We start from the raw sequence: 12,106 nt of genomic DNA on the forward strand, positions 1-12,106 counted from the left end.
TCGCATCAGCGATAAACTGTGATCTGCTTCAAATTAACATCGCCCTGAGAGACACGCTGCTGCGTAAGCGGCGTAATAGTGGCTAATAATTGCTCTTTCACCCTGTGAAGGAGTGCGTCATGAAACAACTCACCAGCCAGATCCACGCGTTTGGTAAAGCGCTGATGATGCCCATCTCCGTGATCGCCGCCGCTGGCATCTTTCTTGGCCTGGCCGCCGCGCTCCAGAACCCGGCGATCACCGGTGAAGCCTTTGCACAGATGCAGCTGCCACAGCTTGTCATCGGCTTTATCCGCAAGGTTGCCGGCGCGCTGTTTGCCAATCTGCCGCTGTTCTTTGCCGTGGCCAGCGCAATCGGGCTGGCGAAAGCGGAGAAACCCACTGCGGCTTTTGCCGCCGTCATTGGTTATCTGATGATGAACACCGGCATCAGCGCCACGCTGGCAGCCAAAGGATTAACCGCCGCCACTACCACACCACAGGCGCTGCAGCAGGCGGGAATGGATCAAACCAGCGCGATGATGCTGTCAGCTGAATATATCCAGATGCTGGGCATTTTTACGTACAACATGAGCGTGCTGGGGGGCGTGATTGCCGGGCTGCTTACGGTGGTACTGCACAACCGCTTTTACACTCAGCAGCTTCCGGTTGCGATCAGCTTTTTTGGCGGACGCCGCTTTGTGCCGATCGTTACCGTTGTCGTGCTGCCGCTGGCGGGCGTGCTGCTGGCGCTCATCTGGCCGACTATCGGGGCCGCTATTGCCTGGGTTGGAGAGATGATTGGTAAGAGCGGGCAGTATGGCGCCTTTCTGCTGGGGGCCTGTGAGCGCCTGCTCATTCCGACCGGCCTGCACCATATTCTGAACGAGACGGTGCGCTTCACTCCTATCGGCGGGATGGCTACCGTTGACGGGCAGAGCGTTGTCGGAGCGCTTAATATCTTTAACAGCTCGCTGACGCATCCGGGCGCCATTCCGGATGAGACCGTACGCAGTGCCACGCAATTTCTGGCGCAGGGAAAAATTCCGGTCATGATGTTTGGATTGCCGGCCGCCGCGCTGGCGATCTATCACACCGCCCGGCCTGAACATAAGCAGCGGGTAAAAGCGCTGGTGCTGGCAGGGGCGCTGACCTCATTTACCACCGGTATTACTGAGCCGCTGGAGTTCTGTTTTATTTTTGTCTCACCGGTACTTTATATTCTGCATGCGCTGCTGACCGGTCTCTCATTTATGCTGATGTCGATGCTGCACCTGATGATTGGCAACGTGCAGGGCGGTGCGATCGATCTGGTGGTATTTGGCATTCTGGGCGGCAGTAAAACTCACTGGTGGTGGACACTGGTACTGGGTGCCTGCTACGCACCGCTTTACTACTACCTGTTCCGCCTGGTCATCACGCGTATGCGGGTAGAGACGCCGGGACGTGAGAGTGAAGAAGATCAAAAACCGCTGCAGGTAACGGCAGACGAGCGTACCAGAGTCATTATCAGCGGGCTGGGCGGCGAAGCGAATATAGAGGAGGTCGATTGCTGCTTTACCCGCCTGCGGGTTCGCGTCAAAGCAATGAATGAGGTGGTTGATCAGACGCTGCTTTCCACCGGGGCTAACGGTGTTAACCGCGTCACTGAACATGACGTTCAGGTGATCTATGGCCCGCAGGTTGAAAAGATTGCTAATGAGGTCAAGCAGGCGCTGGGCGTAAGCTGACTTATAAGCCTGCTAATAGTGAATACCGCAATCATTGTTAAACGCGCCGGGCTGATATTTGCGATAGTGGCGTTGCCCTTTCAAGAGCTAAGCCATTGCGAGTGCCGGAGATAAGCGCCGGATAGGGCATTATCCTGAAGCTGCCTGCGGGCAGCTTTTTTGTGCGCACCGCTAACCGGTCACTCAGCGCAAAGCGCATAAAAAACCCACCTCCCGGTGGGCTGACTGAAAACAACGCCGGCTGTTTATGCCGTAAAACGCATTTACAGGTATCCGGAATGAATCAGTAACACGTCCCGCCAGCATGGTGTGAGCCTGTACCGCCATGAGGGTGGGTCCCTTTAGGACAGGCAACCGCTGCCGTTGAAAATACAAATGCTGCCGTTAAAACCAGAAGCGTGGCGACTTTTTTCATTTTTATTGTCCTTTTGCTGTGTGCAATCTTTGCACACACAATGTATCAGAATAATCCTATAAGTAAATGTTTATTTATCATCTTTGCTTATGCATTGGCTGGTGGCTATATCGCTCATAGCGCGTGCTGATTTAGTCATACCAGGCGGGAAAAGCAGACAGTCTGCCGGCCCGCGCTTTTACTGCGGTATGCCACTGCTTCTCTGCATCAGCGGGTTGCGAATATGTTATAATCAGGTAATGCATAAAAATACCCAGACGGGCAGCGTCAGCACGCAACAGGCTCTGTTCTGAGCCCATCAGAAAGTGTCTGCTACCGCAGTTATCCGCCGTTAGCTCATTGGACAGAGCGCTGGCTACTTAGGGCAGAGAGCGGGGTTAAAATCCCCGACGGCGGTCCAGCCCTCATTTTGCAACATTAAAGGCACTGCATCGGCAGTGCCTTTTTCGTTTTCGCCGCAGCCAGTCAAAGCGACCTCAAATCTATCCGTAATGGCGGCGGGCATCTTTTACGCACGAATAGCCGCAATTACGGCGTTATCATTGTGGTCAACTAAAGCTGCGTGAAACATTTAGCGGCGGGAAGGCCTGGGGAAGTTTCTCCGGTGACAGGGAGAAGTTTAACCGGGCTTATTCTGTCCACCATGTCATCAATCCCTGAACAGAAAAGGAGCCACAGCTGCCGATACCGGCAAGCCTGCTCAGTGAGTGCCCGGTGCCGGCTCTTCCGAAACCGACGACCTGCGGTGACAGCATCCTGCTTAACTTCCGGCTGCTGGATTCACTGGATGAGTGCAACGGCAAACTGAGAGCCATCAGCAGGATTGACGAAAACAGAGCCTCACAACAGGACGCATTCAGGGAATGTTAGCCCTGATTAAATGCAACTTTCTATGCGGGTAATTTGGATGATATAAGAGACTAAATTACCCGCATGGAAGCCATGATGAAAAAATCTATTTTTTTAGCTCTTGTCGTACTGCTGGCTGGTTGTCAGTCTAATCCTCAATCTCAGGCCAGACTAAAGGCGAAGCAATCTTCTAAATTTCCAACTGCGGTCGAGTTGAAGAATCAATGTGAGTCGCAAATTCCTCAGGGGAAAGCAGACAGAAATACCCTTGTATGGGTATGCCAGTTTACTTCTGCCATACAATATCGCCTCTTTGATATTGACTTATACCGTGGCAAGACCTGCACCCTGCAAGTCACACAGCCATTAGGCCAGCAGCCTACGGATGTGATGGTGATCGAGGGAAACCAGAAGCTTTGTACTGCAGCAGTCGAAGCTATAAAGGGAGCCATAGAATCAGAAGCATTCCCTATGCGCCCGAAAAGCATGAATGAAGTCATACCAGTCCGTTTCGCGCCGCAGTAATTTAACAAAAGCTATTTAGGTGTCCTCAGCTGATGGCAGGTAAAGCGTCGTGATGGAATTATCCAGTGGTGTAATCAACCATTGAGGTAAAAAATGAAGCCAATAGACACTACTTCGTTCAATCTTCTGATTAAAGAAATAAGAAGCAAGAAAATCACAGCCAATGAGGCTGCGCAAATATTGATAAAAGTCTACAGGCTCATAGTAAAATGCTTAACACCTGGTCAGTATCGAAGATTGTTGAAGTTATTATGAATTGAGCCGCCTTCGGGCGGTTTTTTATTGCCATCAACATAGACTGTCTCATTTTGATGGCAATATATCCGGGGAATAAAGAGGTTCTCAATGTCCGACACCTACCGCATCACTGTTACCACCAAATCCGGTGAAACGCATCAAGGCCTGATGAATCTGTCTCAGCCAGAAGTGGTTAACGGCTTTATCGGTATTGCGCGTGAAGATGGTGGCTGGATCTATCTGGCGCCTGATAGCGTGCTGAAGATGGAGTACGTGCCAGATCAAAAGGAGTGAGATGGCCTTCATCACAAAGGAGGAGGTCGCCGATGAAGTTGAAACCCGGATTTGAGGATTATACGGAAGAAGAATTCATTCAGTGGGTGAATGAGTTTTGCAGCGCTAAAGGCGGTGAAGCCTAGCAAGATGAATTACTTGAAATTTTAAGCATGCATGCTTATTGACCTGCTTTTAACAGGCCAAATAGATGTCGACAATGTTTACATGGAATATTTTTCAAGATGTGGCAAAGGCACAGGACTAACAATAAAAGTTGTACCATTGTTATCTTGCTTCCACACAAAGGCATAAGTGAAGGAGTGGTCGTCGGGAATCCAAAATACTTTAGGTGGTTCGCGGTAGTCTCCCTCCCACATTCCAGCATATGCTAAATTCCGTGCCTGCTCCCAATCATTGATAAATTGTTTTACTTCGCTAAGCCTGTGTTCATCTCCATGAGGAAAATCCAGAGCAGATTTTTCAGCCATTTTTGCAACTGTTTGTTCGACTGTATCCATGAAATCCCAATTCCAGTCAATAGGGGCTATAGCATATGTAAACCAACTCATTGTGTTTCCCACCTCTAATTCAGGATGTCGCTTTAAAAAATAACACTCACCGACAAGTAAGAAATAGTCTGCCGCGAGTACCTCATCAATTTGAACGCCACGCAAGCGGCCATTCGGGCGGGGTATAGCGATAAGACTGCAAACCGTGCCGGATCTGAAAACCTGTTAAAACCTGCTATTGCGCAACGCATTATTGACCTTAAATCAGAGCGCAACGAAAGGGTAGAGGTAAATGAGGGCTATGTGCTGCGCCGCCTCGTTGAAATTGACGAAATGGACGTGCGCGACATCCTGAAGGATGACGGCGGCCTCTGACGGGATCCCCTTCTCCGGTGCAGGACTGCATAGCCGAGGCGTAGCCTCAACTCAGTATTCACCCCCAATCCGGCTATAACATTCCGCGTGGTTATCCCGGACGGCTTCCTGCTGGCTGACTCAGCTGCAGCGGTAAAGCCCGGCAGCATAATTGTGTATCAGTGCAACGGCTACTCAGGGCCGGGCAAGATGTACCGCTACAGCCTGGCGACGGAAGAGGGCGAGGTTATGGAAAGTGAGCCGCTGAATAATGTCATCGTGCCGGGGAAGATGACGCGCAAGGTGAGACTCATAAAGGTTTCATTTTGACATTCTTACTGAGCTATCTGCTTATCCGGACTCTGTATCTGAGCATTTTTATTTAGTACACAGGTAGTACATAATAGCCTTAACGGATGGTTTTTAAATTCTTAAGTTATTGATAGGTAATCAAAATAGACATAAAACAACTCATTTACCTCTGCAACCTTGAGCGGGAGCGCCATTTTGGCCGGGCGGCAGAAGCGAGTTTTGTCAGCCAGCCCACGCTCTCAATGCGACTCAAAAACCTCGAGCGTGAGCTGGGGTTATCGCTGATTAATCGCAGTAATAACTTTGACGGCTTTACCCCGGAAGGTGAACGGGTGCTGACCTGGGCGCGGGAGATTGTCTCGGTTTATCAGGGGCTGAAGCTGGAGGTTGAATCCCTCAAGCACGGCGTAAACGGTACGCTGCGGCTGGGCGTTATGCCGCAGTGCAGCGTGGCGCTGCCTGCGCTGCTCAAAGCGGTTGAGGCGCGCTATCCTCAGCTGGACTATCGCGTCGCAGCGATGAGCGCCGATCAGCTGCTGGAAGCGCTGAACAGCCATACTGTTGACGGCGGCATCGGTTTTTTTGAACTGACGTCCCTGCGCGAGCTGCACTTTCAGACCGCGCTGCTGAACGATGGCGGAGTGGAAGCGATTTTTAACCCACAGCACTTTCCGGCGCTGCAGCAGCAGCAGCGGCTTTCACTGCAGACCCTGGCGGCGCAGCCACTCTGTCTGGCTGAACCCACGCGCTATTTCCGGCGTTATCTTGATGGCCAGCTGCGCGAAACCGGTGTGCTGCCGCGTGTGATCGTTGAGAGCGCCTCCATTATGCAACTGCTGCAGAGCGCACAGGTTGGCCTCGGCGTAATGGTATCACCGTGCGGACATCTGCTGCCCGAACTGTTGCAGAACCTGGCGCGGCGCCCGATCGATATGGCACCCATGGGGCGGCAGGCTGCGCTGGTGATCGCAGAGCCGGGACGTGCTTCACCGCTGGCGCAGCACTTTTTTGACGAGGCGCGCCGCCATCTTCATGACTGACGCGTCTCTGCCAGCGCCATAGAGAGCCGATCTTCCCAGCTGGCCAGCGCCACCTTTTGCAACAGCGCAAACAACGCCTCCTGATCCCAGCCACTGTTAATCAGCGGCTGCAGATGCGCAGCACTGAACCGATCGGGCTGACGCGTCAGCTGTCCGCTCAGCGCAGCCACGGCGTCGCGATGATGCGCAGCGTCAGCCAGTAACGCCTCACGCCAGCCTCCGGCGTAGCGGGCAAAACGCTGGCGGCAACCGAGAATACGCGCGCTGACCGCCAGCGCCAGCGCTTCCGCCTCCGGATGAACTGAAACCAGCTGCTGTTTCAGGCGCTGCAGGCCGCTCAGAACCGGCGCATCATACATCAGGAGCCCGCTCAGCGGCGCAAGATCGCTATCTTTCAGGCAGTCCGCCTGCGCGCTCAGCTGTTGCGGGCTGGCATAGCGTCGCTCCAGCGATTTCAGCGCCGGTGAGCAGGGCATGTCTTCAGCAAACAGCGTGGCGCAGGCGTCGGGCGGCACTGACACGCCGGGGATCCAGCGCACCGGCTGTGCCAGCAGCGCCTGGACGCCAGCCACCATCCGCGCCTGAAAGCCTGTGAACCCTGCAATCTGGTTCAGCGTGATGATATCGGGCTCTGTCAGTCCTACCGCCTCCAGTGCGCCGATACTGTGTGCGTTAATCAGCGCGGGCTGCATTGCCAGCTGACGGACATACTGCGTCATCTGCGTCAGGCGATTGTTGCTCTCGCGCGAAGAGTCGGGGCCGGGGAGCGGATTAAGGCGTGCTGAATAGTGATTGCACAGGCGCTGAACGCCCGCCACCTGCGCAACCGTCAGAGCGGCGCTTAGCCGGTCATAGAGTGTCAGCGTATGCGTTTGCGATGCCGTCAGGCTGTCGGGAAACAACAGCTGGCTTACATCGCGAGCCGCCAGCAATGCCGGCTGAAAGCGGCGAAACAGCGGCTGTAAAGCCGTTGCCTCCTGCTGCAAGCCGAGCATGAAACGATCGTTAACCAGAGCGGCCTCAGGGACCAGCGGGGCGGTAGTGGAGGTGTATGGGCGAGCCTGGCTTTCATACAGCCAGAGGTTATGGCCGGTAAAACGGCGTTGTTCCATAATCCATCCTTTCGCTAAATTCGGGCTGAGCGTACGACGGGAAAGTCTGAAAAGCGTGTCGCCGCTCGGGGGCAGGCTTATCGTCGCTGAAGGTCAGGCGCAGGCAAAAGAATGAAGGGGAATAATTAATATCGAATGGGTATATAGTGCGGGCAGAGAGAGAGTGTGGGGCGAGTCAGGCTCGCCCCTGCAGAACTTATTTCAGTTCCAGCTCGTTCATAGCGGCAATGCTGAAGCCGCCATCAACGTGTACGACTTCACCGGTGATACCACCCGCCAGGTCAGAACACAGGAAGGCCGCAGAGTTACCTACGTCTTCAATAGTTACTGTACGGCGAATCGGGGTAACCGCTTCACAGTGGGAAAGCATCTTACGGAAATCTTTAATGCCGGATGCCGCCAGAGTACGGATTGGACCTGCAGACACGGCGTTGACGCGCACGCCTTCCGGACCCATCGCGTTTGCCATGTAGCGTACGTTAGCTTCCAGCGACGCTTTCGCCAGACCCATAACGTTATAATTTGGAATAGCACGCTCTGCGCCCAGGTAAGAGAGGGTCAGCAGGGCAGCATTCGGGTTCAGCATCGCGCGGCACTCTTTGGCCATCGCCACGAAGCTGTAAGCGCTGATATCGTGCGCGATTTTGAAACCTTCGCGCGTTACGGCGTTTACGTAGTCACCATCCAGCTGATCGCCCGGGGCAAAGCCGATAGAGTGCACGAAACCGTCAAATTTTGGCCAGGTTTTTGCCAGCTCAGTGAACAGGGCAGTGATGCTCTCATCTTCTGCCACATCGCAAGGCAGAACAATGTCTGAACCCAATTCTTTAGCGAACTCTTCCACACGACCTTTCAGTTTGTCGTTCTGGTAGGTGAAAGCCAGTTCTGCGCCCTGCTTATGCATCGCCTGCGCAATACCGTAGGCGATGGAGAGTTTACTGGCAACGCCAGTAATCAGAATGCGCTTACCGGAAAGAAAACCCATAGCTGTAATCCTTATGGTCATTGTTGTTGGCGGTCGCGATGATTAAAAAGTATACGACCGACGTTAATCGACGTGCGGATTCTAGCACGTCTGTATCAAATACGGTAAACCGCACCGCGTTTTCCGCGAGACGGGCGGCATTCAGAGCGCGCGCCGCCAGGCTTCAGCGGTCAGCGCTTCACCAAAGTGGCTGGCAATCAGTCTTTTGGTCAGCTCATGCAGCGGCGAGGCTAAAACATCTGCGGTGCCGCCGCGCTCCACGACCTCACCCTGATGCATCACCAGCACCTGATCGCTGATATGTTTCATCATGCCCAGATGCTGCGTCACGTAGATATAAGCGATGCCGTGTTTCTCCTGCAGCTCCAGCATCAGGTTCACCAGCTGAGAGCGCATGGTCATATCCAGCGAGGCGAGTGCTTCATCGGCCACGATCACTTTGGGCTGCAGGATCAGTGCCCGCGCCAGTGCCAGGCGCTGCTTCTGGCCCGGTGCCAGCATATGCGGATAGTATCCAGCATGGTCGCGCAGCAGCCCGACCTGGCGTAGCGTGCTGATGATACGCTGCTCGCGCGCCTCATCATCCAGTTCTGTGTTCAGGCGCAGCGGCAGGTCGAGGATCTGACTGACACGCTGGCGCGGATTCAGCGAGGTCGACGGGTCCTGAAAAATCATCCGGATGCGCTGGCTGCGATAGCCGTAATCGCCATAGCTCAGGGGGTGATCGTCAATCAGCATTTCACCGGCGCTGGGGGCGACCATGCCGCTCAGCATCTTGGCCAGCGTTGATTTGCCGGAGCCGTTTTCGCCAATGATTGCCAGCGTCTGCTTCTCGCGCAGCGTAAAACTGACATTTTTGACCGCCTCAACGTGCTGGCGGCGAAACAGCCCGGTGCGATAACGATAGGTTTTGCTCAGGTTGCGTACTTCCAGCAGCGTTTCCATTACTGACGCTCCCGGTTAAGCGGAAAGTGACAGGCAAACAGGTGCGATTTGCTGCCGGTCAGGCGCGGCGTTTCAACGCATTTACGCTGCGCATAAGGACAGCGCGGACCAAGCCGACAGCCAATCGGCAGATGCTCCAGCGAAGGAATGGCGCCGGAAAGCGTATTCAGACGACTTTTATGCGGCAGCGCGCTGCCGAAATCGGGCATCGCGCGGATCAGCGCCTGCGTATAGGGGTGGTGCGGCGTGCTCATCAGCTCCTCGCTCTGCGCGGTTTCCACCGTCTGTCCGCAATACATCACGTTAATACGGTCAGCCCATTTGCTCATGGTGCGCAGATCGTGGCTGATCAGCAGAATCGTGGTGTTGTTATTCTGGTTCAGGCGGCTGAGCAGGCGAAATATCTGCGCCTGGGTAGTGGGTTCCATAGCGTTGGTCGGCTCATCGGCAATCAGCAGGCGCGGCTGATTTGCCAGCGCAATCGCTATCATCACTTTCTGACACTCGCCCTCGGTAAGTTCGTAGGGAAAGCTGCGCAGAATATCGTTGTGATCGCGGATGCCCACCCGGTGCAGCAATTCAATGGCGCGTGCTTTGCGCCAGAACCACAGGCGCTGATACCAGCGACCTTTATGCGTCCAGCGCGGGATAGCCTGCATCAGCTGGCGGCCAACGCTCTCAGAAGGATCGAGGCAGGATTGCGGCTCCTGAAAAATCATTGAGACATTGTGCCCCATGATTTTACGCCGTTCGCGCGGCGAAAGACGCTGCAGATCGATGTCGTCAAACACCATGCGATCGGCGGTGACGCGCCAGTTATCTTTGGTTACGCCGCAGATCGCTTTCGCCACCAGGCTCTTTCCGGAACCCGATTCACCCACCAGTCCGCGGATCTCTCCCTCACTCAGCGTCAGGTTAATGCGGTCCACCGCCTTTACCGGGCCTTCCGGCGTCATAAACTCAATTGTCAGATTGCGGATATCAAGTAGCGGCATTATTCAGCTCCCGCCTCAACCGCGCGACGGATACCGTCGCCCAGCAGGTTAACAATCAGGACGCTTGTCATCAGCGCCGCACCCGGCAGCATCACCGTCCACGGGGCAACATAGATTAGCTCCAGCGCATCTCCCAGCATCGCGCCCCATTCCGGTGAGGGCAGCTGCGCGCCTAAATCAAGAAAGCCCAGCGCGGCAATATCAAGGATCGCCATTGAGAGTGAGCGGGTAAATTCGCTAATCAGCAGCGGCAGAATATTGGGCAGCACTGCATTCCACAGAATGCTGAGATTGCGTGCGCCATCCAGCCGCAGTGCCACGACATACTCTTTCTCCAGCTCATCGTGCACGGCGGTGTAGATCTCCCTTACCAGCCGCGGGATCAGCGCCAGCAGCACCGCCAGCATGGCGTGCGCCAGCTGTGGTCCAAGAAACGCAACCACAATAATCGCCAGCAGCAGTGACGGAATCGACAACAGCGTATCCAGAATGTGATTCATGACGGCAGAACGTACGCCGCGCGTCATGCCCGCCAGAATGCCCAGGAGCAGTGCCGCCAGCGCGGCCAGCAACGTGACAATCAGTGCCGACCCCACCGTCGGGGCCACGCCACTCAGCAGGCGGCTCAGCACATCGCGGCCCAGGTCGTCAGTGCCGAGGAAAAAAGAGACGTCGCCGTAGCGTGACCATGAAGGCGGCAGCAGCTGATAGCCCAGAAACTGCTGATCGATGCCGTAAGGCGCGATCACCCGGCCGAACAGGCAGAGCAGCAGCAGTGTACCAAAGCCATACAGGCCGATCATGGCGCCCGTGTCGCGATAGAAGTGGTGCCAGCTCAGGCGCAGCGTGCTCGGCAGCCGCTTCTCGGCATAAATGTTATCTGAGGGCATACCACTCCTTGTGCTTCAGCGGATTCAGGGCGGCGCCAAGAATATCAGAGAGGACGCTGACAATAATGACCAGCCCGCCAGCAACCATCACACCGGCGGAAATAGCCGCATAATCCTGCTGGCGGACAGCATTAATGAGCCAGCGCCCCAGGCCCGGCCAGTTGAAAACAACTTCCGTGATCATCGCCAGCGTCAGCATAGTAGAGAACTGCAGTCCCAGACGCGGGATAACCGGCGGCAGGGCATTGTGTAACACGTGACGGCGGATAACAGTAAAGCGTGACAGGCCACGGGTAGCCGCCGCTTTGACATAGTTTTTATCCATAACTTCACTGGTGCTGATGCGCAGCAGCCGGATCACTTCTGTGGTGGGCGCTACCGCGAGCACGATCACCGGCAGCACCATATGTGACAGCGCGCTCAGCAGCATCTCATGGCGCCAGCGGGAGGGACTCAGCCAGGCGTCGATAAGCGCAAACCCGGTGACATTCTGCACCGGATAAAGCAGGTCGAATCGGCCCGATACCGGCAGCCAGCCCAGCGTCAGTGAAAAGAACAGGGTAAACAGCAGCGCCAGCCAGAATACCGGCATCGAAAATCCCAGCAGTGCCAGCGCGCTAATCACTTTATCCGGCCATTTTTTTCGCATGACGCCGGCGCAGATACCGAGCGGGATCCCGGCCAGCAACGCCAGCATAAATGCGAGCACGCACAGTTCCAGCGTGGCGGGAAACACTTCGCGCAGCTGCAGATTTACCGGCAGGCCATTAATGCTGGAAACACCAAAATCAAACTGCAGTAAGCCCTGCGTCCAGAACCACCAGGCATCCAGTAGCGAGGCACCTTCCAGCGGCGCGTTTGGCGTAAAGTAGCTCAGGCTGAAGCTGACCAGCGACAGCAGAAACAGGGTGATCACCAGCAGCAGTATGCGGCGCAGCAAATAGATAATCATC

13 protein-coding genes, 1 tRNA gene and 1 pseudogene are annotated in these 12,106 nt (G+C 55.1%); 8 read left to right on the plus strand and 7 right to left on the minus strand.

The genetic code is table 11. From position 1 onward, the window contains the following. Window positions 1-119 precede the first annotated feature (119 nt). The 6 genes from BBA90_RS11655 to BBA90_RS19160 all read left to right on the plus strand — a co-directional run bounded on the left by BBA90_RS11655 (window position 120) and on the right by BBA90_RS19160 (window position 4,154). Window positions 120-1,709, plus strand: coding sequence for a PTS transporter subunit EIIC (locus tag BBA90_RS11655; protein WP_065649282.1), 1,590 nt, complete (start codon window positions 120-122; stop codon window positions 1,707-1,709). A gap of 740 nt (window positions 1,710-2,449) precedes the next feature. Continuing rightward, window positions 2,450-2,524: transfer RNA gene (locus BBA90_RS11660), tRNA-Lys, on the plus strand. 284 nt (window positions 2,525-2,808) lie between these two features. Next, window positions 2,809-2,994: an Rz1-like lysis system protein LysC gene (gene lysC, locus BBA90_RS19680; RefSeq protein WP_430914197.1), complete on the plus strand. Its 186-nt coding sequence runs from the start codon at window positions 2,809-2,811 to the stop codon at window positions 2,992-2,994. Window positions 2,995-3,066: 72 nt separating this feature from the next. Then, window positions 3,067-3,498, plus strand: coding sequence for a cell envelope integrity TolA C-terminal domain-containing protein (locus BBA90_RS11665; RefSeq protein WP_240484890.1), 432 nt, complete (start codon window positions 3,067-3,069; stop codon window positions 3,496-3,498). 345 nt (window positions 3,499-3,843) lie between these two features. After that, entirely contained in the window at window positions 3,844-4,029 is a 186-nt protein-coding gene (locus BBA90_RS11670) for a hypothetical protein (protein WP_065649284.1), read from the plus strand. Window positions 4,030-4,061: 32 nt separating this feature from the next. After that, a complete protein-coding gene (locus tag BBA90_RS19160) occupies window positions 4,062-4,154 on the plus strand; it encodes a bacteriocin immunity protein (protein ID WP_139074191.1) in 93 nt (30 codons plus the stop codon). A gap of 78 nt (window positions 4,155-4,232) precedes the next feature. Here the strand turns inward: BBA90_RS19160 and BBA90_RS11675 are convergent, their stop codons facing one another. After that, entirely contained in the window at window positions 4,233-4,529 is a 297-nt protein-coding gene (locus tag BBA90_RS11675) for a hypothetical protein (RefSeq protein WP_139074192.1), read from the minus strand. A 114-nt stretch (window positions 4,530-4,643) separates the two neighbouring features. On the opposite strand from BBA90_RS11675, the pseudogene BBA90_RS11680 reads away from it, so the two are divergent. Further along, a pseudogene (locus BBA90_RS11680) lies at window positions 4,644-4,892 on the plus strand (terminase small subunit); the annotation flags it as partial. Window positions 4,893-5,329: 437 nt separating this feature from the next. Beyond that, window positions 5,330-6,226: a LysR family transcriptional regulator gene (locus BBA90_RS11690; RefSeq protein WP_065649287.1), complete on the plus strand. Its 897-nt coding sequence runs from the start codon at window positions 5,330-5,332 to the stop codon at window positions 6,224-6,226. Here BBA90_RS11690 and BBA90_RS11695 read toward each other — a convergent pair. The 6 genes from BBA90_RS11695 to sapB form a co-directional block, all read right to left on the minus strand. Then, window positions 6,217-7,338: a carboxymuconolactone decarboxylase family protein gene (locus BBA90_RS11695; protein ID WP_065649288.1), complete on the minus strand. Its 1,122-nt coding sequence runs from the start codon at window positions 7,336-7,338 to the stop codon at window positions 6,217-6,219. The two genes, BBA90_RS11690 and BBA90_RS11695, sit on opposite strands and share 10 nt — an antisense overlap. A gap of 196 nt (window positions 7,339-7,534) precedes the next feature. Then, on the minus strand, window positions 7,535-8,323 hold the full coding sequence (gene fabI, locus BBA90_RS11700; protein ID WP_039384517.1) for an enoyl-ACP reductase FabI: 789 nt from the start codon (window positions 8,321-8,323) through the stop codon (window positions 7,535-7,537). Between the two features lie 141 nt (window positions 8,324-8,464). After that, entirely contained in the window at window positions 8,465-9,268 is an 804-nt protein-coding gene (gene sapF / locus BBA90_RS11705) for a putrescine export ABC transporter ATP-binding protein SapF (RefSeq protein ID WP_039384515.1), read from the minus strand. Further along, a complete protein-coding gene (gene sapD / locus BBA90_RS11710; protein ID WP_065649289.1) occupies window positions 9,268-10,263 on the minus strand; it encodes a putrescine export ABC transporter ATP-binding protein SapD in 996 nt (331 codons plus the stop codon). The genes sapF and sapD overlap by 1 nt, the downstream gene beginning before the upstream one ends. Beyond that, a complete protein-coding gene (sapC, locus tag BBA90_RS11715; protein ID WP_065649290.1) occupies window positions 10,263-11,153 on the minus strand; it encodes a putrescine export ABC transporter permease SapC in 891 nt (296 codons plus the stop codon). The genes sapD and sapC overlap by 1 nt, the downstream gene beginning before the upstream one ends. Continuing rightward, window positions 11,140-12,105 carry a putrescine export ABC transporter permease SapB gene (sapB, locus tag BBA90_RS11720; RefSeq protein ID WP_065649291.1) on the minus strand — a complete coding sequence of 322 codons (966 nt, stop codon included), beginning with the start codon at window positions 12,103-12,105 and terminating at the stop codon, window positions 11,140-11,142. The genes sapC and sapB overlap by 14 nt, the downstream gene beginning before the upstream one ends. Window position 12,106 lies beyond the last annotated feature (1 nt).

It is taken from the genome of Pantoea eucrina, assembly GCF_001691555.1.
Lineage (GTDB): Bacteria > Pseudomonadota > Gammaproteobacteria > Enterobacterales > Enterobacteriaceae > Pantoea > Pantoea borealis.